At 61.7% G+C, this 21,667-nt stretch carries 16 protein-coding genes; 10 read left to right on the top strand and 6 right to left on the bottom strand.

Going from position 1 to position 21,667, the window contains the following annotated elements; translation table 11 throughout:
- Positions 1–171 precede the first annotated feature (171 nt).
- From ACQI46_RS21760 to ACQI46_RS21750, 3 genes are all read left to right on the top strand, one after another.
- The gene (locus ACQI46_RS21760; RefSeq protein WP_427096119.1) at positions 172–1,188 is read left to right on the top strand and encodes a GDP-mannose 4,6-dehydratase; all 1,017 of its coding nucleotides are present in this window, start codon (positions 172–174) and stop codon (positions 1,186–1,188) included.
- Positions 1,185–2,132, top strand: coding sequence for an NAD-dependent epimerase/dehydratase family protein (locus ACQI46_RS21755; protein ID WP_427096118.1), 948 nt, complete (start codon positions 1,185–1,187; stop codon positions 2,130–2,132). The genes ACQI46_RS21760 and ACQI46_RS21755 overlap by 4 nt, the downstream gene beginning before the upstream one ends.
- 156 nt (positions 2,133–2,288) lie before the next feature.
- The gene (locus ACQI46_RS21750) at positions 2,289–3,740 is read left to right on the top strand and encodes an oligosaccharide flippase family protein (RefSeq protein WP_427096117.1); all 1,452 of its coding nucleotides are present in this window, start codon (positions 2,289–2,291) and stop codon (positions 3,738–3,740) included.
- Between the two features lie 938 nt (positions 3,741–4,678).
- Here ACQI46_RS21750 and istB read toward each other — a convergent pair.
- Together istB and istA are read right to left on the bottom strand one after the other, a co-directional pair.
- A complete protein-coding gene (gene istB / locus ACQI46_RS21745) occupies positions 4,679–5,461 on the bottom strand; it encodes an IS21-like element helper ATPase IstB (protein WP_427096116.1) in 783 nt (260 codons plus the stop codon).
- Positions 5,462–5,463: 2 nt separating this feature from the next.
- Complete coding sequence (gene istA, locus ACQI46_RS21740) at positions 5,464–6,699, bottom strand: IS21 family transposase (RefSeq protein WP_427096115.1); 1,236 nt, start codon at positions 6,697–6,699, stop codon at positions 5,464–5,466.
- A 261-nt stretch (positions 6,700–6,960) separates the two neighbouring features.
- On the opposite strand from istA, the gene ACQI46_RS21735 reads away from it, so the two are divergent.
- Complete coding sequence (locus ACQI46_RS21735) at positions 6,961–7,983, top strand: acyltransferase family protein (protein ID WP_427096114.1); 1,023 nt, start codon at positions 6,961–6,963, stop codon at positions 7,981–7,983.
- Positions 7,984–8,207: 224 nt separating this feature from the next.
- Here the strand turns inward: ACQI46_RS21735 and ACQI46_RS21730 are convergent, their stop codons facing one another.
- Complete coding sequence (locus ACQI46_RS21730) at positions 8,208–9,536, bottom strand: UDP-glucose dehydrogenase family protein (RefSeq protein ID WP_427096113.1); 1,329 nt, start codon at positions 9,534–9,536, stop codon at positions 8,208–8,210.
- Between the two features lie 260 nt (positions 9,537–9,796).
- On the opposite strand from ACQI46_RS21730, the gene ACQI46_RS21725 reads away from it, so the two are divergent.
- The 4 genes from ACQI46_RS21725 (at position 9,797) to ACQI46_RS21710 (ending at position 14,064) form a co-directional block, all read left to right on the top strand.
- Positions 9,797–10,327: a low molecular weight phosphatase family protein gene (locus ACQI46_RS21725; protein WP_427096112.1), complete on the top strand. Its 531-nt coding sequence runs from the start codon at positions 9,797–9,799 to the stop codon at positions 10,325–10,327.
- A 288-nt stretch (positions 10,328–10,615) separates the two neighbouring features.
- The gene (locus ACQI46_RS21720) at positions 10,616–12,106 is read left to right on the top strand and encodes a sugar transferase (RefSeq protein WP_427096111.1); all 1,491 of its coding nucleotides are present in this window, start codon (positions 10,616–10,618) and stop codon (positions 12,104–12,106) included.
- Between the two features lie 254 nt (positions 12,107–12,360).
- Positions 12,361–12,879, top strand: a complete 519-nt coding sequence (locus ACQI46_RS21715; RefSeq protein WP_427096110.1) for a PH domain-containing protein — start codon at positions 12,361–12,363, stop codon at positions 12,877–12,879.
- A 57-nt stretch (positions 12,880–12,936) separates the two neighbouring features.
- Positions 12,937–14,064 carry a glycosyltransferase family 4 protein gene (locus tag ACQI46_RS21710; protein WP_427096109.1) on the top strand — a complete coding sequence of 376 codons (1,128 nt, stop codon included), beginning with the start codon at positions 12,937–12,939 and terminating at the stop codon, positions 14,062–14,064.
- Here the strand turns inward: ACQI46_RS21710 and ACQI46_RS21705 are convergent.
- Positions 14,058–16,007, bottom strand: a complete 1,950-nt coding sequence (locus ACQI46_RS21705; RefSeq protein ID WP_427096179.1) for a hypothetical protein — start codon at positions 16,005–16,007, stop codon at positions 14,058–14,060. The genes ACQI46_RS21710 and ACQI46_RS21705 overlap by 7 nt on opposite strands.
- A gap of 302 nt (positions 16,008–16,309) precedes the next feature.
- Here ACQI46_RS21705 and ACQI46_RS21700 point away from each other — a divergent pair, with 302 nt between their 5' ends.
- On the top strand, positions 16,310–17,605 hold the full coding sequence (locus ACQI46_RS21700) for a hypothetical protein (RefSeq protein WP_427096108.1): 1,296 nt from the start codon (positions 16,310–16,312) through the stop codon (positions 17,603–17,605).
- Positions 17,533–18,951, top strand: coding sequence for a hypothetical protein (locus tag ACQI46_RS21695; protein ID WP_427096107.1), 1,419 nt, complete (start codon positions 17,533–17,535; stop codon positions 18,949–18,951). The genes ACQI46_RS21700 and ACQI46_RS21695 overlap by 73 nt, the downstream gene beginning before the upstream one ends.
- On the opposite strand, the gene ACQI46_RS21690 is transcribed toward ACQI46_RS21695, so the two are convergent.
- A complete protein-coding gene (locus tag ACQI46_RS21690; RefSeq protein ID WP_427096106.1) occupies positions 18,952–20,529 on the bottom strand; it encodes a glycosyl hydrolase family 28-related protein in 1,578 nt (525 codons plus the stop codon).
- Positions 20,526–21,665, bottom strand: coding sequence for a hypothetical protein (locus tag ACQI46_RS21685; RefSeq protein ID WP_427096105.1), 1,140 nt, complete (start codon positions 21,663–21,665; stop codon positions 20,526–20,528). The genes ACQI46_RS21690 and ACQI46_RS21685 overlap by 4 nt, the downstream gene beginning before the upstream one ends.
- Positions 21,666–21,667: the final 2 nt, after the last annotated feature.

Here is a 21,667-nt window from a genome sequence, read left to right as displayed (position 1 = left end):
GCGGACGAACTTCGAGTTGATAGATCGGGCCATGATTGCGGCGATGCCGATCGCTAGACCGGCCACCTGCGCGTCAGGTCCGTACTGCCGGCAGCACTGGCGGTTTACGGTAGGAGGCAATACCGTTAGGTGCGGTATGTAGGCCACGGAACAATTCAGGGGGTGCGAAAGGTGAAAAGGAAAGCGCTAATTACCGGAATTACCGGTCAAGACGGTGGGCACTTAGCTAAATTATTGTACAGCAAGGATTATGCTATATATGGAGTAATTCGCGGCCAGAGTAACTCGAAGAAGGAGAAATTCCTTGAGGAGTTCCCTTACGTATCTCTGATCGAGGCCGACTTGCTTGATCCTTCTTCAATACTTCGTGCGGTTGATGAGTCAGACCCAGACGAGTTCTATAATCTGGCGGCGATCAGTCACGTGGGCTACTCGTTCAAGAACCCAACGTTAACCCTGGACACCACGGCTGGCGGCGTTTTGAACTGTCTGGAAGCCATTCGCATGACTGGCAGGTCGAAAAAGACGCGGTTCTATCAAGCGTCTACTTCCGAAATGTATGGCGGACTGGACTATAATAGGCCTGGTTTAGGCTACGATGAAAATTCTCTTTTTCATCCTCGAAGTCCGTACGGTGTAGCCAAGTTATATGCACATTGGATAGCGAAAAATTATCGCGAAGCTCACGGTATATTCGCGGCCTGCGGTATCTTATTCAACCACGAAGGCGAAAGACGCGGTGTCGAATTCGTGACTCGGAAGATCACCCACGCCGTGGCGCGTATTCACTTGGGGCTACAGGACTCGCTTGAGCTGGGGGATCTCTGGCCGAAGAGGGATTGGGGTTATGCTGGCGATTATGTCCGCGGAATGTGGCAGATGTTGCAACATGATCAGCCGGACGATTTTGTGTTGGCGACCGGGGAAACGCACTCGATCGAGGAATTTCTAACACAAGCATTTATGGAGATTGGGATTAGCGATTGGACTCCGTATGTGAAGCGGAGTAGTGCATTCGTGCGGCCGGCCGAGGTGGATATCCTATTGGGGAATCCAGCGAAAGCGGAATCGGTTCTTGGCTGGAAGCGTGAGGTTGACTTTTCTGGGCTGGTCAGGCTCATGGTGAATCATGATATTGCGGATCAGAGAGCTCGCCACGTCCTCCGCGCGATTGAACCTGAACTATGACGGAAACCCCTTCTGGAGCTCGGGTTGCTGTCACAGGTGCTACAGGATTCGTAGGACAGGCAGTTGTCAAGAATTTAGCGGACCAAGGCTACAGGGTCATTGGCATATCGCAGCCCAAAAGTCCTCCGCCGAACCTTGAAGGGCTTCTGGATGCCTATTTTTCTATCGACCTTAGAGAAAAGTGTCCAGATTTCGGGAGCATTGACGGCCTGATCCACTTAGCTGGGCTTTCGAGTGTGGGTGCGTCGTTTTCGCGACCCCAAGATTATATCGCTACCAATAGCCAAATCGTCACAAATCTCTTCGAGAGTGCCCTCGCTCATCGTTGGGAAGGTAGGGCGATTCTCGTTAGCTCCGGTGCTCTGTATGGCGCTGTGACAGTCCCCTTGGCGGGTTTTTCAGAGGATTCACCTGTTCTTTCCACGTCGCCATATGTTATTTCGAAGATCCTCATCGAAAAGCAAGCGGAATATTACGGGTTGCGTGGTGTAGATGTCATTGTAGCCCGTCCGTTCAATCATATTGGCCCAGGCCAGAAGCCAGGTTTCATTGTGCCGGATCTTGTGCAGAAGGTAGTGGGTAGTCTGCCAGGACACCCGGTTACGGCCGGCAATCTTAACTCATCACGCGATTACACGGATGTACGCGATGTGGCGGAGGCGTATCGTCTACTCCTCGAATGCGCGAGTCCGGTTCATAAGATATATAACGTTTGCAGCGGTCTGTCTCGGTCCGGTCGTGAGATACTAAATGCCATATGTAAAGCCTTAAATATTCACGTACCGGATGTGGTAGAGGCAGATAGCCGCGCTATCGATCCGTCTACGGTTATTGGCAACGGCGAGCGCATTAGACACCAGGTAGGTTGGGAGCCAATTATAGATTTTCAAACGTCTATTAACGATTTCGTCGAATGCTACCTTCAGGGTCAGCATAGCTTATAAGATTGGATGTTATCGGATGGGCGTTGGCAAACGAGATTCTGCAATATGTTGTGGAAGCCGAAGTGTATTGTAGTGTTGCTCGAACATTGCTCCAATCGGCCGCTCCCTGATGTCAGGCTTAGGGCATAGGATGAGCATGTTGGATATGAGAGTCGAATGGGCTCCTTAGCTACGAGGGGTGCCCGGGGGGGGCTTGTCGCCGTCGGGACGCAATGCACATCCTTGGTCGCCCGACTTGCGTGCATTGTGACTCTCGCACGCTTGCTAGTACCCGAGTACTTCGGGATGGTCGCAATTGTCGCTGCTTTTGCGGAGCTCGCGGCGAGTATTATCCAGTTCGGGCTTCCACTTGCCGCTGCGCAGGCCGACTCTCTAAGCCCCCGTGCGAAGTCCGCGCTTTTTCTGGTCAATTCACTTCTAGGTCTGCTCTTTGCGGTCGTGTTTTTGGTGAGCGCCGCACCGGTGGCTAGAATATATGGTGACGCACGTCTTTTCGATATTATGCTGTGGCTATCCATTGTTCCTGTCGCTGTTGGCGTTTCTGCACAGTTTCGTGCGCAATTAATGCGCGATCTGCGATTCGTTATTTCTGAATTGGTCGTGACCTCCTCACACCTTTTCAGTATGGCTTCAGCAGTGATCCTCGCTGCGCTCACCGGCAGTATTTATGCGTTGGTGGTATTGGTTGTCGCTCCGCAGGTCGTTCAGTTAGTGTGCTTCGTTGCTGCGGCGCGTTGGCGCCCCGGCCTGCCCGGAGCATGGGTTGAGGCTTACCGAATCATTATCATCGGTGGCCAGATCTTCGTCATAAATCTTCTGAAGAGTGTGTCAAGAACTGCAGTCGTTCCGGTGCTGGGTCTGTCTGAGACGTCGGCAAACGTAGGCTTTTATGACCGTGCGTACCAATTGTCTGCAGTTCCTGCAAACACGGTTATGGACGCTTTGCAGCGAATTGTGGTACCGCTGCTGGCGCGTGTGAGGTCCGATCGTACAAAGCTCCACATTGCGTACGAAAAAGTGCAGACTACTGCAACCTTACTCCTGGTTACGGGTAGCTGGGTCCTGGCGGCAGTCGGTCAACCTCTTGTTGTGCTTGCATTAGGGCACGAATGGGCCTTGGCGGGCACGATATTGCAGTTCCTCGCTATTGGAACAGGTTTCCGACTCATGGCCATGATGGAGCAATGGCTATTTATCGGTGGGCAGGCTACAAGAGCTGGCGTGATCTTCAGTGTATGGTCTCAACCACTTGTCATCGCGGTTTCTTTGGCTGGGCTGCCCTGGGGTGTGGTGGGTGTAGCTGTCGCTAATGCGATCGCGTGGGCGTTGTTCTGGCCTCTCTCGACGCTCGCTGCTGCGAGGGCAACGGGGATAGATGGTGCAACCCTGTTGAAGAAGAGTGTGGTCACTGCAGTTGGATTCAGCTTGCCGGCTGCACTCTCGGCATTTGTTCCAAGAATCTTCCTTAGCGACCCCGTCGTAATTGTCTCAGCAGGTCTGCTGTCGGCTCTCTCCGTCGGTTGTTTGTTAATTGCCTTAAGGCCGTCGATTCGGGCGACTGTAGGTGGCGTGGTTTCGGCAGTCAGAGGTGGAGATCTCCGGCACTAGTCGACTTTTCGTACATCGGACAGCGGAATTATTCGAGGCATTAGCGTGTGGCATGAATAGAGCTTCTTTCGGCATTTGATTTAGTGCCTAGTTCGGCGCCGTGGTGCCTAACTCACCTTCTGGCCTGACCGAGGACAATGGTTTGTAGAGTCCTGTGGCTTAGCGCCAAAGGGAAGCGGCGCGTTCCATGCGCGAGTTGGCACTGGATAGGGCCGTTAACGCTTTGCCGACTGCGTACGACGTCGCCAGGTCTTCACCCCCAACGCGACGATGCCACATCACAGCCCTCTAGAATCTGGAAGTTCCGTGACAACGCCACGAGACCATCTCTGAGCAGGCCCCCGCGTTAACCTCAGATCCGGTGGGGGTTTCCGCTGGGGTCACCGCTGTTGCGCTGTGTCTCTTCGTTGTCGGCGGACTCGAGGGAGAGCGATCTACGTCGTAGAGCACTAGGCGGCTACAGTAAACGCGGGCGAGAGCTAAGCACGCCGTCGTGTCAACGTCGCGATCTTTCTGTTGTAGAGCCTCCGGCACGGGTTTTCGAATCCCGCGATTGTTGGGGGATGACGGTGGTGAGTTGCGGGCTGGCCGTGTCCTTTCCTGCTTGATTGGTTGGCTGCACACCATTCAGACACACAGTTGATGAGACGCCCTTGAGTCGGGCCAAACCGACCGGTGTGACTCGGGCCCAACCGACCGGTGGCGGACGCACGTCAAGCGCAATTCATGACGACCGCTCACAGGCAATTCCCTGTCCGCCCCAACACCGCATCACCCTTCCATTCGCCGAGTTGGTGGTCCAATGCGGTAGGTTGTGCGTGAAGGGGAGCGGGCGGGTCGTCAGCGAGCACAGTCACAGTCGATTGTTATACGTATGTTGACGACGGTCGAAACGTAGGCCGGTGGCGACGGTTGAAAAGTAGGCCACGTGGTCGTGGTTATTGTGCCGTGTTGTCTGGCCGCGCGGAGGGCAAGGTGTCGATTCCGGTGTCTTTGAGGCGGTAGCTGGAGCCTTTGAGGGTCAGCACCTCGGCGTGGTGAACGATGCGGTCGATCATTGCGGCCGCGACGACCTGGTCGCCGAATACGTCGCCCCAGCGGGCGAAGGGCAGGTTCGAGGTCAGGATCAGCGAGGCGTGTTCGTAGCGGCTGGAAACGAGCTGGAAGAACAGGTTGGCCGCGTCCTGCTCGAAGGGGATGTAGCCGACCTCGTCGACGACGAGCAGCCCGATCCGGCGCAGCTTGGCCAGTTCGGCGGGTAATCGCCCGGCGTGGTGCGCGGTCTTGAGGCGGGCGACCCAGTCCACGGCGGTGGCGAACGCGACGCGGTGGCCGGCTTGAGCAGCCTTGATCGCCAGTCCGATTGCCAGATGCGTCTTCCCGGTTCCGGGCGGGCCAAGGAGCACGACATTGCTGGCTTTGGCCAAGAATGCGCTAGTGCCCAGGTGGGCGATCATGTCTCTGTTCAGTGCTGGTTGGTGATCAAAGTTGAAGTCCTCCAACGATTTGCGAGTCGGGAAGCCTGCTGAACGGATCCGGATGGCCGCTCCGGATGCCTCTCGGGCGGCGACTTCACGCGAGAGGACCGCAGCCAGGTATTCCTCGTGGCTCCAGCCGCCGTCGCGGGCCTGCTCGGCCAGTCGTGCCGCCGAATCTCGGATGCGTGGTGCTTTGAGCGCCCGTGCGTAGTGCAGCACCGCTTTGATCGGATCCTCGGCCATGATCACGCCACCTCACCGTCGGTGCCGGCGCCGGTGAAGTCGACACCGAAGGCGCGGTCGTAGTCGGCCAAATCGCGCACCGGATGCTCGGGCTCTGCCACGCGGGCTCCGTGCTGGAACTGGCGGCGCAGCACCGCCGCGGTCTCCACGTGGTCAGGATCGGTCAGGGTTTGACGAGCAGCCCAGCACCGCTGGTGACGGGCCAGCAGCCGACCTGACTGGGCGACGGTCACCTCAGTCAGGGTGGTGCGCACATCGACCCATTGACCGATGGCCGTCGGGTCGACCGAGTAATCGTTGCCGGCCACTCGTACGTAGTAGTCGCGACCCAACCGCACCGAGGTGACGGTCTCGACGACCGGAGCGACCGGCGGCAGGGTCAGCATCGCGTCTCGATCAGCATCAAAAAAGTCGACCGGGCGGCCATTGAGCGCCCGCACCGTTCGACTATTGGCGATCCGAAGCCACTGTGCCAGTTGAGTATTGAAGTCCAGCGGTGACTCGAACGTGCGGCCGGGCATGAACGAGGTCTCGAGATATCGGTTGGCCCGCTCAGCGATGCCCTTCGATTCCGGATCGTAGGGTTTGAGCTGCACCACCCGCGATCCCAACGTGCCCATCAACGCCGTCACCGGCTCGGTGAGCCGACCACGACGCCCAATCCCGGCTTCGTTGTCCCACCACAGCTCATGAGGCACCGCGGCGAAGCTGCCCGAGATCAGCTGCCACATCCCGGCGACCAGGTCCAACGTCTGACGCGAAGGCAGCATCACCGCAGCGATGAACCGCGAGAACGCCGCCACCATTACCAGCACCGGCAGCATCGCCTGCTGACCAAACCCGACGGCAATCTTGGCCGGCGGGAACCACAGATCACACTGCACCGCCCGACCCGGGGGATGGTCGAGCCGATCAACAGGATCAGCGGGCAGATACTCCGGCCGGATGGCCCGCACCCGCTCGCGGAACCACGAGATCGACCCCGTCCAGCCCACCCGCTCAGCGATCACCGTCGCCGGCATCTGCGGATAGACCATCAACAGCGCCCTCACCTGCGGTTCGACCGCGCTAATTGCCGAGGCCACCGGCGCCCGCCGGTACTTCGGTGGCCCATCGCTAGCCAACGCATCAGCGACGGTGTCACGCGCGATGCCGAGCTGGCGTGCAATAGCCCGCTGCGACAAACCCTCGCTGCGGTGAAGATGCCGGATCAACGCCCAGTCCTCCAAGGAGATCACCCATCCAATCAGATCGGGTGGCCTACTTTTCGACCGTCGCTTCTGGCCTAGTTTTCAACCGTCGTCAACATACGTAACGCTCATCAACTTGTTTGATGGCCTCTCGGCGCTGTGGCTCCGAACTGGCTAGCCACGGAATGGGGTAATTTCGGCCGCCCGGAATGTTCTCTACGCTGTTACAAGGCTTGCGCACAATCGACCGTTATTACCTAGACACCACGTGCGAAGCAGAAGTGCCTTGGCTAGAGGAAAGGTAACGCAATGGGGGAGCGACGTCGCCTATGGGCTCTAGACGGGCTTCGCGGACTCGCAGCGCTTGCGGTAGTCGCGTACCACTACTTAGACCGTGGACCGCAGTTATATCCCGAGCTGGGCCATGCTCACTCATGGATCGAGTGGGGCCAGTATGGGGTCCAGTTGTTCTTTATCATTTCTGGCTTTGTAATCTTCGACTCCGTGAAATCTAGTACCACCGGACACTTCTTCGCCAATCGGGCAATCCGGCTTTACCCCGCATACTGGCTGGCAGTTTTCCTGACTTTTACCGTTGTATTGTTCTTCGGCCTGCCAGGTCGCGAGACATCACTTTTAGTTGCCTTGTTCAATCTGACTATGCTGGAAGGTTTTTTCGGAATTCCGTATGTGGATGGCGCATACTGGACGCTCGCGATTGAACTTGCTTTCTATGTCAGCATTGCTGTCTTGGCCCGTATCGGTGCACTCGCCGACGGCCGACTGATCACGACGTTGTTCGTCTGGATTGCAGCGGTTCTTGCGATGCGCGGTATCGGCCTAGTTTTTCACGGTAATCCAGTCATTGACATGCTGGACGGCATCGCAAGCTGGTTACCGCTTTTTGTGGTCGGAATTGCTCTGAACATCGGCCATAAGAGTGGGCGGTGGATTGCCCCCGTGGCAGTGATAATATGCGCCGTCGCTGTCACAGCATCGCGCGGACTGGCCGTACTTCCACCGCTCATCGTAGCTACAGCTTTAGTGGTAGCCGCAATCGTCGTCCGGATCCCACAAGGGGTGCGCCCCTTTTCTAATTTCTTGGGTGAACTGTCCTACCCCGTCTATCTCCTGCACCAGAACATCGGGTACGTACTCCTTCTTTGGCTGGCCTCGGCGGGCGTTCCGCAACTAGGTGCTGTCGCGATAACGGCGGCTGTAGCAATTTCGATTGGGACCATTGCGGCCTACGCGTTCGACATTCCTGTGCGATCCCGTCTGCGGGCTGCCTTGGCGTCGAGGTCCGCGCTACAGCCCAAAAGACACGGGTAGCCAAACCCAGCTACGATGAGATACTCACAGACCGCCGCCGTGATCGTAGCTTGATACTCTGTGCTTACCGATTCTGGAGCCGGTGGGCGAGGTGGCTCGGATAGGGTCTCGAGCGACTCTCCTGTGTTTGAAGTTCCTGGCAATCGCGCATGACTAGTTCGTAGTGGACCATTGTGGTACTGCAGCCTAGATGCTGAGAGACCGCTGCATTAGTGACCGCTAGATTAGCGCCTGCCCATTCCGCGATAGACCCACCCAGCCTTGCGCCATTTATCTTGATTAAGGCAGTTTCTTCCATCGATGATCTGTTTACGGCGTACCACTCGTTCCAAGTCCGCCGGTTCGAGGTTCTTAAATTCGTCCCATTCTGTAAGTACCAGCGTGACGTCAGCCCCCTCGCATGCTGTTTGGACGCTGCTGGCGTAGTCGAGAGTGGGGAATAACTTTCTCGAGTTCTCAATTGCTTTCGGGTCGTACACTGAGACCGACGCTCCCTGCAATTGGATCTGACCCGCGATATTGAGGGCCGGTGAGTCCCGGATATCGTCCGAATCCGGCTTAAACGCGGCACCTAGCACCGCGACTCTCGTCCCGATCAGGGAACCGCCGGCGGCCTCGCGAGCTAATTCCATCATCCTAGTTCTTCTACGCATGTTTATGCTGTCGACTTCGCGTAAGAACGTCAAGGCTTGATTCGCGCCTAGTTCGCCGGCACGGGCCATGAAGGCCCGGATATCCTTCGGTAAGCAACCGCCACCGAACCCGATCCCCGCGTTGAGGAATCGTCGGCCGATTCGTGCATCATAGCCAATCGCATCGGCCAACTCGGTCACATCAGCCCCTGCTGCCTCGCATACCTCGGCCATCGCATTTATGAAAGAGATCTTTGTAGCGAGGAATGCATTCGCGGCAGTTTTGACTAATTCCGCGGTCTCGCGGTCCGTGACCAAGAAAGGACAACCTTCGTCGATAATGGTCTTGTACACGTTTCGGGCAGCGGCTTCGGCTTGCCCGCTGGTCAGCGGATCAACGCCGAGAACGATACGGTCTGGGTGAAGGGTATCCTGCACAGCAAACCCTTCGCGCAAAAATTCGGGGTTCCATGCCACCTCGACTTCATCGCCTAAAGGTGAAAGTTCCCTCACCATTTCGCTTAGGCGCGAAGCGGTGCCAACAGGCACTGTTGACTTTCCGAAGATAACAGAAGGCCGCGAGATTAGCGGTGCAAGCGTCGTGACGACGGAATCCACATAGGTGAGGTCGGCGGCGAATTCGCCCCGCTTCTGCGGAGTTGCGGTTCCGATGAAATGAATATCAGCAAACTCGGCTGCCTCGGCGTATGACGACGTGAACCTAAGGCGGCCTGCAGCGATGTTCTTTTGCAGCACTTCGTCGAGGCCGGGTTCGAAAAACGGGGCTTCTCCGGCGGCAAGCTTTGCGAGTTTGGCCGTGTCGACGTCAACACCGACTACGTCGTGCCCTAACTCGGCCATACATGCCGCGTGCGTCGCTCCTAAGTATCCGGTACCAAACACTGCTACAGAACAACCCATTGAAGATCCCCCTAATTTCTCCAGTCTCCTGAAAGATGGAGCGTTTGTCCGTATCTTAAGCGTGGCCCGCGGCCACTGGCCGCGGTCGCGGACAGCGTGCCAGTCGCTTCGCCCAGTGTCCACCCATCACATCACACCCCGTACGGTAGAGCGCGGAGGGGAACCGGGGTGGACCGCAGCCTGAACGGGCCTGATCCCCCCGGCATCGGACGACAAGTTGCAATTGCCGGGACTGTGGCAGCCGATCGAGGAGGAGTTGGTTGGAGGTCCTGTTTGTCTGCACAGGAAACATTTGCAGGTCACCGACAGCAGAACGATTGGCCGTGGCAGCCGCGGCGCGAATGCAGATCCCGGCTTTTGTTGCACACAGCGCCGGAACACGTGCGGTGATCGGTCATGGTATCCACAAAGAAGCCGGACGTGTGCTTGAGCGGCTTGGTGGTGACGTCGGCGGCTTTACGGCGCGTCAGTTGTCGCCGAAGATCGCAGGGGGCGCTGACCTTATTCTCGCGATGACACGGGCCCACCGCGACATTGTGCTTGAGTTAGCGCCAAGGAAGATCAACGTAACTTTCACGATGCGAGAAGCCTTTCGCTTAATTACTGAGCGGGGCGCCTTGTCGCTCGGGGACCTATCCGAAGCCCGATCACAGCTTTCGGCGGGAGCCTGGCAGGACGTTCGGGACCCGATAGGCGAGAGCGCGGAGGTCTTTGACGCGGTTGGTGAAGAGATCTTCCGTCTTCTGCCGCCGATACTTGGACTAGTGGCAAGTGACTCGAAGGGAACATGAGGGGTGTGGCCGATGTTAACCGGACGTTAGAACGTCGGTTGCGAGGGCTGACCGCGGAGACTGGACATTCTCGGTCGTGTTCCTGTGCCGTCTCGGCAGCAAGTCCGTAGCCGATGGTCTGAAACGTGTCAGCGAAGGTGCGCGACCTCGTTTAGCCGCCGGCGGGCTGCAAAGCGTATCGATGACTCGCCTTTCGCTGATCGCCGAGCGAACGCCTCTCTCCTGTTGAAGTGTGCCTAGCTCCTACGCTAAAGTTCCTGCGCAAGGGGAAAGCACATGGGGGGTTCCATGACAGCGGTCAACGACCGACTCGACACTGCAGCAAACATAGTACCGATACCGACAAAGCTGCCAGCGTGGCAAAGAGGCTACGCGGGACGTCTGCTGGCGACGGACGTACTCGGTGTTCTATTAGCTATTGGTTTGGCGCAGTGGCTACGCTTTGGCGCGTCCGCGCCCGAGGTTGCATCGTACCGGTACCTCGATTACACAGTGGTTTCGGTGGCGATCGCAGTCATCTGGCTTGCGGCGCTTTCGATAAATCACTCCCGGTCGCCGCGTGTGATCGGTTCAGGTGCCGAAGAGTACCGCCGCGTGTCCCTGGCAACTCTCGCCGTCTTTGGCGGTGTTGCGATCGTATCGATGCTGTTCAAGCTCGAGATCGCGCGGGGTTATCTGATGATCGCGCTTCCTGCTGGCCTCTTGATGCTGATCATGTTCAGGTGGCTCGCGCGCCTTGTAGTTCGATATGTCCGGCAGAAACACGGTCGTTGCATAACTCGTGTGTTGGTCGTCGGAAGCCCGTCGGCCGTCCGGGACCTTACTGCGTCGCTCCATCGCGACCCGGCCTCTGAGTACGAGGTCGTAGGGGCCTGCATACCGGGGCCCCTCCCGCGCAAGAAGATCGACGTCTCGGGCGTCGGAACCATCCCGACATTCGGTGATGAATCGCATGTGGTCGGTGCCGTGACCGCTACCAACAGCCACGCTGTGGCCGTCACCGCCACTGAGCGTCTCGATGGTCGCGGTATTCGAGACCTGTCCTGGGAGCTCGAGAAGCTCGACATCGACCTCTTGGTGGCGCCGGGAGTCGTCGATATCGCGGGTCCGCGCCTGCAGATGCGACCGGTCGCCGGCCTGCCGCTCATCCATGTGGAGAAGCCGCAGTACCATGGCGCGAAGAAGTTTCAGAAGCGCCTGTTCGATGTCGTCTTCTCTAGCGCGGTACTGCTTGTCGGGTCGCCGATCCTGCTCGTCGTCGCCCTCGCGGTGAAACTGACCAGCAAGGGCCCGGTCTTCTATCGGCAGGAGCGCATCGGCCTCGACGGTCACGCGTTCCAGATGATCAAGTTCCGCACCATGGTCGATGGCGCGGACAAGATGGTCGACAAGCTCGCTGCACTCAACGAGAGCGAAGGCGGCGTGCTGTTCAAGATCCGTGAGGACCCGCGCGTCACCCGTGTCGGCAAGATTCTTCGGAAGTACAGCATCGACGAGTTGCCTCAGTTCATCAACGTGCTCAAGCGCGATATGAGCGTCGTCGGCCCGCGCCCGCCGCTGGCCAACGAAGTCAGGTCCTACGACGACTACGCCAAGCGCCGCTTGCTCGTTCGCCCGGGTATCACGGGTCTGTGGCAGGTCAGCGGCCGCTCGGACCTGTCGTGGGAAGACTCAGTCCGCCTCGATCTCTTTTACGTCGAGAATTGGTCGATGATCTCGGACCTGCTGATCGCGATCAAGACCGTCAAGGCGATGCTGAAGCCCAACGGCGCCTACTGAGCCGGAGTCTTCGGCTTAGCAGCCCCGAAGCTGACTGATCCAGCCGGTGACGCGGTCTCGAAAACTGTTGCCCGCCGGGCGATATCGCACGCACTCGCACTTGGCGCAGTCCGTCCCCGCGCGGTAGTGCTGATGCACGGCAAACTCATGCCCACAGCGACATTCACGTTGCACGCCACGACAATACGCTGAGGCGCACGGCAGCTCGTCGAATCAGGCAACGTTTCGCCATCACGAATCAGTAGAGTGCTGGCGTGGGTTATCCCGAGAACATGCTGGCTAGGGACGAACATGTCGTCCTGCATCGCCATCCGCACTGGGGCAGGCTGGTGTTCCCGGCGCTGCTGCTCATCGTCGCGACCGCGGCCGCATCCTTCGTCGCCGGCTACGTCAACACCCTGGACTGGGAGCCGAGCGCAAAGAACGTCGTGTTCCTCGTCATCGCCGTGCTCTGGTTCATCCTGATCGGCTGGCTGGCGGTATGGCCGTTCCTGAACTGGTGGACCACCCATTTCGTCATCACCGACCGCCGCGTCATGTTCCGCCACGGCGTGCTCACCCGCGCCGGCATCGACATCCCGCTGGCGCGCATCAACAGCGTCGAATTCCGCCACGGCCTCGTCGACCGAATGTTCCGCAAGGGCACCCTGATCGTCGAATCAGCCTCGCAAGACCCACTGGAGTTCAACGACATTCCGCAAGTGGAACGCGTGCACTCACTGCTGTATCACGAAGTCTTCGACACGCTCGGCTCAGAAGAATCGCCCGGCTGATCCGGTAAGGGAAGTTCCACGCGCGGACTCGGTGGCCACCGGTAGCCTTTCAGATCAATGGACTCCTTCGGTACCGACCTGCTGTTCGACGCCCGACAGATCGACCAGAGCGGCATCGGCACGTACATCAGCGTGCAGTTGCCGCGCCTAGAGTTGATTCTGTCCGCGCGCCGTCGCAGCCTGACTGTCCTCGCGGACCGTGACAACACACCCGCCGTCTCCTCGAGCACCCATCTTGTGTACTCAGCCCCGGCTAAGGCGCCAGTCTATTCGGTGGCCGAGCAGCGCGCTTGGGCGCACGCGCTGAATGCAGTGCGCCCGAGAGCCTTCTGGACTCCGCACTATCCGTTCCCCATCGCTCTCATGCGTCCTTCGCAGCGGAAAGTGCTGAGTTTCATCACTGTTCACGACGATAACCATTTGCTGCCAGCCGAGATCAGCGGTCAGGGCTCCGCTCGCCGTCTGTACGCGCGCGCGATGCTGGAGGCCGACGCTCGGCGCTCGCACACGATCTTCACGCCGTCTCGCGCCGCTGCCGACGCCTTGGCGAAATATGTTCCGTCGGCACAGTTCGTGGTGACGCCGATCCCGGTCGGCGACGCCTGGTTCGAACCGGCCGACCCTGCGCTCTCGCCGGTCAGCGGCAGATTCATCCTGTACCTCGGGAATGTCAAACGGCACAAGAACCTTCCGGCGCTGCTGGAGGCCTATACCGAAGTCGAACAGGACATTCCACACACGCTGGTGATCGCCGGCAGTGGCGCATCCGTCCGGACACTCGACGACCGCGTTCGCACCCTCGCGACGGCGCTGGGGGACCGCGTCCAGATGATCGGACGCCTCGAATTCGGGCAGCTGCGCGCACTGGTCGCGGCCGCCGAGCTGCTGGTGATGCCATCCCTCAACGAAGGCGCGGGCCTCCCACCGCTCGAAGCGATGGCCTCCGGGACCGCTGTGGTGGCGTCAGCGATCCCGTCCCTGCAAGAAACCTGCGGGGACGGCGCGGACTACTTCGATCCCCACGACCACCGCGGGCTCGCTCAACTGCTTCGCACCTACTGCCTCGACGATGCGGCCAATGCGGGTCTGACCGCCCGCGGCGCGGCGTATGTCGCACAGCGGCAGTCCCGCATCGACACGGACGCCGCTGCCAACACGATCTGCTCCGCGCTGGAACGTCACTGACCAGCGGTCGCGTCCGCCGGCTGCGCGCGCTCGCTTCTGGTGCGCCGCATCCGCCACCACCATGACCCCACCAGCGCAAGGATCACCGCGACCGCGGCGACGGCCACCCCGACGATGGTCCACAGCGACGTCCCACCGTCCTGCGGCTCCGCCTCCTCGGAGTCACCGGCGCCGATGGTGAGCTCCGTCGGCACCCCGCCGATACCCGCGGCGAGCACATTCCCCGACAGTTGTGACCACCCGTCGGTCAACCCGTCGAGGTAACCCAACAGCGGGTCCACCAGTGTCCAGGCTCCGGTCGTGGTCACCAGTACCACTGAGCGGTTTCGCGCCGGATCGGCGAACGCCTGAATGGATCCCAATCCGTTCTCGATATCGGCGCGCAACACACTCGGCAGGTCGGCACTGATCGCGGATCCGTTGCCGCTCAACGGGGGACTCAGCGGAGTCTGCTCCAACCCAGCCGAATTCGCGACCAACAGCGCTCCCGCTTCGGCGTCGACGGCAGACCGGAAGTCCACCACCTTGGGAGTCAACCGCGCGGTGGTCAACTGGGCGATCTCGGCGACCACGCGTGCCGCGTGAATCAACTGGTTCTGACCGCTGCCGTCCAACCCGACATAGAACTCCGGGGCGAACTCCGAAGGCACCGCGCCGAACCCCTCCAGCGGCGCACCGCCTCGCCGCATCGTCAGCGTCGACTCCGGATCGATCTGGAACGACAGCGGGGCGATGAACGGACCGCACTCCTGGTGCGGCGTGAATGTGACGGTGAGGTCCAGCCCCACCCGTTGGCGCAGCGCCGCACCCGGGACATCGAACGTCGCGTCCAGCCGGCCGGTGCGGTCCAACGGGGCCGTGTAGAGCACGTCGTCACCGGATCGCACGGTCACCGTCGCCGAATCACCTTGAGCCACCGGCGTGTAGTCGGCCAGCAGATGCGCCTGCAGGCTCGCGACCCTCGGCCCCAGGGCGGCGCGGTCGACCCCGACGTTCAGCGTGCCCGAGCGCAAGACGTCCATGCGGCCCTGCATCCCCAGCTGCTGGAAGGTCACGGTGTCGGCAACGGGGGCGGCGCTCGAGCCGGCCTGATCGACCCGGGCCGCCGGTACCTGCGCCAGCGACTGCAATTCGTTGTCCAGCAGTGAGACTTGGGCGGTCAGCTCGTCGCCCTGGCCGGACACCCGCAGGAACGACGCCGGACCGTCGGCCCCTTCTACCCGTAGACCCGCCGAACCCCGCTCCACCATGACGGCCCGACCCAACCGCCCTGCCGGCGGCGGCACGGCCCCCCGCGGAAGATTCTCGACCCGCACATCCAGCGGCACCGGCTGGTACAGCCGGGTCAACGCCGACACCAGAGTCAACGTCGCTTGTTGCTCGGCCGCATCGGCGCCGACCGGCGCATAGACGACAACGCGTTGAAGCACCGGCGGGAAGAAGTCGGCGATCGTGGTCGGCGCCGAGGACTCTCCGGCGTACAGCGTGCTCAGTTCACTGATGAGCAGTTGCTGCGCCGGCCCGCACACCTGATCTGAGCGATCGGTGGGACGTACCGTGAACGACAAACTGATCGCGGAATCGCGCACCGTCGCCGCCGACACGTCGATGTCGAACGGCGTGACCGCCTGCGCCGACGTCGCAGGAGGCAGGTCGACCGCCGCCAGGAACGTGCCGTCACCGTCGACGATCTCGACGAAACCTGCGCCGATGTTCACCGGCGCGTGCAAGAGCCCACGCACCCGCAACGCTGACATTCCGTTCGGCACCGGGACCGTGAAAGCCGTTGCCGTACCGGCACCGAGCAACACCTCCGGCGCCAGGCCCAGCGCAGGCCAATCCAAGGACAATTCGGTCGCCTCGCCATCGGGCTGCGCCTGAACCGGACCTGCCAGCGCGATCGGGACGCACACCAACATCGCTGCCAGCAGCGTCCGAAACATCCTCACCACGGCCTGCTCTCGACCGTGCGATGCGCCGCGGAGGTCAGAGAAAACAGTGATGAGGAGGGTTCGTCCGGGTGCACGCGGTCTGCCTTCGAGAGTGTGTGAGCGGTGAAGTCCCAACAGGGGCTGGACTATACCGTCGCGAACGCATCCGAACCCCGTAACCAAGTAGTTAGCTGCACCGTACCTCGTACCGCTCGACGAACAGGCATACTCGGAGTTCGTCCATGCCTTGATACCTGTGCCGCCGCGGCGATCCCGAAGTGCATGGCAACTGTGAGGACGGAGCACCGTAGAACATGTCAGCCCACGGGGGAGGCGCGTCCGAAGCGTCGTTGGCGACGATTTCTGAGCTGGAGACGCGCACCTGGCGGGCCAAGCTACTCGCCGCGGCCGTCGTCGGCTTTGTCGTCGGCGCCCTGCTCGGCGGCTCGGCTTTCAGCATGCTCGGATCGGATACCACTGCCACCAGCTACCTACGGCTCAACGACCAGACCGATCTGGTCGCGCTCGCCGGCGGTGCCGACCAGACGACGCCCAGCACCAAGGAGGTCCAGGAAAACTACGTCTCCGGCGAGGTGGCCTACTTGTCCGGAGAAGGTTTCGCCCAGTCGGTGGGGGACAAATTGGGCAAATCAGAACCCGCGATGTTCGAGGTGACCCAGAACGGCAGCACCACCGTGGTGACCGTGTCCAGTACCGCCGCTTCGGAATCCGAAGCCGTGCGGACCGTCGACACCGTCATCGAGCTGTATCGCCAACACCTGACCCAACGCAGCGACCAACAGTTGCGCACAGTTCTGCCGGTACTTGCGCGATGGGAAGCCGGTGCACCGCCGGACCGTGTCCAACAGATCCAAGGATTGCGCGAACGCGTCCAGTTGCAGGCGTCGCCGGACCGGATGATCGTCGTGTTGCAGCAACCGACTCCCAACCATCCCAGCACTGACCGCTGGAAGGTCGGCGCGCTGCTGGGCGGAATTTTCCTCGGCACGCTACTGCCGCTGATGCTGATGGCGCGCCGCCGCCGTGCCGGCCGGCTGTCCACCGACCCACAGATCGTCAACGCCGTCGACGGTGTGCTGGTGCCCGCAGTCGACCTACGGCAGCCGGCGCGCGAGGGGTGGAGCGACAAGCAGGCCAGGCTCGCACGCACCCTCTGGGCGCAGCTCCCGTCCGCGACGTCGCCGCGCGCCGTGGTCGTCATCGGTGCCTCGTCGGCCTCGGGCAGCCGCACCATCACCGATCTGCTCGCGTTCGCTGCCGCCGAAACCGGTGCAGCGACAACGGTGCGGCTGCGCGACGACCCAGCACCGTTGCCGGCGAGCCGAGATGAGACCGCGATCCTCGACGCCGGTGCGTTGGGTGACGCCGCCGCGCTGCCGCAGGCGATCGCCGCCGCCACCGATCTGGTGGTGGTGGCCCGCCTCGGTGTCGACACGGTCGCCCAGGTGTTGGCTGTACGGTCCGCAACCGCCGCGGCCGAAACAGTGCCGCTCGCCGCGGTCTTCACGCACCGCCCATGGTGGAGCCGGGAGAAAGCAAGCGCGCGGCAGACCGACCCCGACCGATCCTCGGCACCGGCGGACACGTAGAAGTGCTTGGGCTGCACCCCGAATCGCGGACCACTCCGCTCGGCCCCGCGGAAGGCGGCGCTCTCTCCGACGATCTGCCCGACGAGTGGTGGTTCCGGCCCGCGTTCTTCATCCTGCTCCCGGTGGTCGGCTCCTTCCTCGCATGGTTTGCGATGGTCGGGTGGCGCACCTACGGCGACACCCCGTCGTCATGGGCGCGCCTATCCGGATTCGCCATGCCCGAGCCGCTGAGCGTCCGGGCAGCGGTGCTGATCGTGTTGTGGTACGCGGCCGTGGTGTCGGTGGCGAGCCTGGGATTCCGCATCGGCGCGGAAGCCAAACCGGCCGCGAGCACCGTGGCGCGATTGAGTACTCCGACCTTCGAGCGCCGGTACTTCGCCATCATCATGGCGGCCTCGGTAATCGGTGTCGCCTACTCGTATTACAAGATCGGTAGCGCACAGTCGATCATCGGCTCCCTGACCACCCAGAGCAACCAGTTCACCAACTCGTTGCCCGGTTACGCCGGCGTGCAGACACTGCGGTCGGCAACCATCCTCGCGGCGCCGCTGAGCATCTATCTGTGGCGTAAACGTGTCGTCGGACTGACAGCCATGGTGGCGGCGCTGGTGCTCCTGCTTCTCAATTCCATGATCGCGTCGCGTCTTTCGCTGTTCATGGCGACGGTGGTTTACCTGGTGATCTGGGTCAAGACCCGCAAGCCCGTGCACGACAGCGCGGTGTACGTCCGGCGATGGATTGCCGCTCTGGCACTGGCGGGTGTTGCCTTCGGTGTTCTCACCGGCCTGAACTATGTGCGTAATGCGCTGTACTACAAGGATGCCGGTGTCTCCAATCCCGCGGTGATGAACCTCTACCAGATGGGCGCGTACCTGGGCGTACCCGCTCAGGTGTCGATCGGGGTGGCCGACGCGGTGATGCGTGCCACCTGGGAGAACCCCGGCCACCCGGTCACCGCCGCCAACGCGGCTGTCCCGACCTTCCTGCAGTTCGAGAAGGTCGCCAAAGCCGACGGTCTCAAAGACGCCGATGCCTATGGCTACGCCGTCGAACTGGAGGCCAACTTCACGACCAACTCGGTGTTCGCCGATACCTATGCCGTCTACGGAATGTGGGGCTGGCCTTACACTTTGGCGCTGTATGCCATCGCCGGTTACGTCTTTGCGCGGCTGATTCGCTACGGCGTCGCTGTGGGATGCACGGCCGGGGTGATGGCGCACTGCCTGTCCGAAGTGTGGCGAACACAGAACGTGAACTTCGGCTTCGTCATCTTCCTGCTGCTGCTCGCCGTGTTCAGTGCGGTGATCGCCGACTTGTGGTGCCGCCGCGACGAGGCGCGGCGATGATCAGCAGTCACCGACGCGGTTGACGACCGAATCCGGGTCCACATTCAGAGTCCGGATCTCTACCGCCGGGCCGACGGTCCCCACGCCACACGCGGCGTCGGACCTACGGACCAGGACCGGTGTCCACGAGGGAGGAGCGGCCGGCCACGTCACGTCCATGGTGGTGACGACGCCCTGGGAGTCCTCGAAGATCGCGCACGGCGCCGGAGGCTGCTGCCACGGCTGACCGCTGTCCTCGATGGCCAATGCCAGTGCGTTGACGGTGAGATCGGTGGTGGCGCCGGCGTAGAACGTCGTCACCGGCACGCGGTGAACGACGGTGAGATCCTCGAAATCAATGGCTTTCGTGGCGGACAGCCCGACGCCGCCGTCGCCGCCGTCGGTCGAGGTGGCCTCGACGCGGCAACGTCCCAACCGCAACCCGCTGACCGGCTGGCCGGTCAGCGACTCGACGCGGACCCCCCAATTGGCGCAGTCGGTGACCGTGGCGTTGTCGATGTGCACATCGAACTCGGTGAACCGGGCATCGACACCCTCGGCCGGTGGGCGCGCCAGCATCTGCAGACCCATCGAGCAGTCTCGCACCGTGACAGAGTCGAGCCGGACCTGCCGGGACGCGACGTAGTGCCAGATCGGGTCCGACTCGACCGTCGCCGAGTCCGCGATCACCCCGGAACCTTCACGCTTCCCGGTGACCTCCAAACCGGTGATGGAGACCCGCTGCGCGCCCGCCAACCGGACGCCGTTGGCCATCCCGCCGGTGATGCTGACGTTGGACACGGTGGCGTCGGCGTTGGACCAGTCGGTCAACTGAGGGAACGCGAAGGTCTCGGCGGCGTTGTCGAAGAAAGGCTGATCGTTGAAGTAGGTGACGAACGCCAACCCGTCATCGCCGTTGTTGGCGGCCACATAGTCGTCGACCGTGATCCGGCGGCACGCGTTGAAGTGCAAACCATCAGCCGCGGTGTCGACGACACGTAAACCGGAGATCTTGATGTCGGATACGCCGATCAGGATCGCCCCGGATTGCGCGCTGCCGCGGACTTCGCAGTCGACGAGTTCAACCTCGCTCACCGGCGCGGCTGGGCCCTCCCACCCCTGCGGTGTCTGATCGGAATCGGTGGCACAACCCAAGATGCGGATACCGTCTCCCATGGACCGCGTCGCTCGGGTGACCCAGCGGATCTTGGCGTTACGCACCGCGATCCGGGCTGCCGGACCGTGGACCAGAATCCCGTGCGCGGTCCCCTTGTTGGTCGCCGGGTCGACGTTGTCCATCACCAGTTCAGCGCCCGGCTCGAACTCCACGGTGATATCGGACAGTCCGTCGAGGCGGACCGCGGCGCCCCACTGGGGATTGAGCTCGGCGATGCGATAACTGCCCTTCGGGAATCGCAGCGTGTCACCGGATTTCAGCGTTTCCACCGCGGCGCGGACAGCCGCGGAATCGTCGCCGGCGCCGTCGCCGACCGCGCCGTGATCGCGAACGTCGACCACTGTGCGCTCCGGGGAGCGCGCACAGGCTGCCAGCGCGACCGCGATCGGCAACGCTGCGAGAAATCGTCGTCGCTCGATCACCAGGTCTTTTCCTCCGCCCGCGTTGCACCGATTCTCCTGAAGCCGTAGTAGTACAGCAACAGGCTCACGGTTTCTGCCACCAGGAAAGACAGAAACGCGGCCGTGTAGGACCGGAAGATCAACAGGAACGACACGCCGAAAAGCAGATAGATCAGCGTGCTACCGCACCGGATCCAGAACACCAGCGCGGTGCGTCCGGCTCGGCGCAGCGCGGCGAACGGCACCGTGGTCACCAGCATCGAGCCCTTCCATAGGCACGCCAGCAAGAGCGCGGCGATCACGACGTCTGCCCACGCCGGCCCGAACACGGCGCTCCACAGGCCCAGCCAGTTCGCGCCGAAGATCACCGCAAGGCCCGCGACAAAGGTGGCCGCAACCGCGGTGGCTTCACCTTTGGCGCCGTGGGCGAGGAGTCGCATGCGGCCGTAAGCCAGAATCGGTTCGAGCGCCCCGGACACCGTCGAGACCACCCGGAACCCGACCGACGCTGCCGGACCCAGCATCACCAGGACCAGAGACTGCAGCGCTGGTTGCACCGAACCGACGACGGCCGTCTCGCCGGTCACCCAGGCGGCGCGGCGTCGATCCGGCGGCATCCCGGATCCGCCGACGCGCGGCGCCCGCCACAGTCTCATCACGATGGCCGCCACCGCACCGAGGGCCAGGATCCGGGCACTGGCGCCACTGTGGTCATCGGCGAGCAGAAGCGCGGCGCCGCAAGCCGCCAAAAGGACTGCAGCCGACGCGGTTTCCAGCTTCCACCGCCCGCTGACCACCCCGACTGACCGCGCCATCAACAGACCGGACTGCAGACCCACGATGCCCAACAGCAGAACCGGCGCCGGGGGCACCGGGGGACCGACCATCAGCGCCAGGCCGCCGGTCACGCTGAACAGCGTCATCCACCACGGCAACGCCACCTGATGATCGGCGTCCGGAGTGGCCAACCGCGATTCGATCACCCACGCACTGAGGACCGCCGCGACATATGCGCCCAGCGCGAGGCACAGCGCCAGAAAACCCTGCTGCTCGATGGGCGCGATGCGCGCGAAGACAGCGAGATAGAACGCCGGAAACGCGGCGAGCGCCAGCCCGGCGAGCACCTGTGCTGCGGTTTGGACGAGTTTGGTGGTCATGC

This window comes from Mycobacterium sp. SMC-4 (assembly GCF_050205565.1).
In the GTDB taxonomy this organism is placed as follows: domain Bacteria; phylum Actinomycetota; class Actinomycetes; order Mycobacteriales; family Mycobacteriaceae; genus Mycobacterium.
Note: the sequence above shows the minus strand (reverse complement) of the source record. Positions and strands in the feature narration are given on the sequence as shown.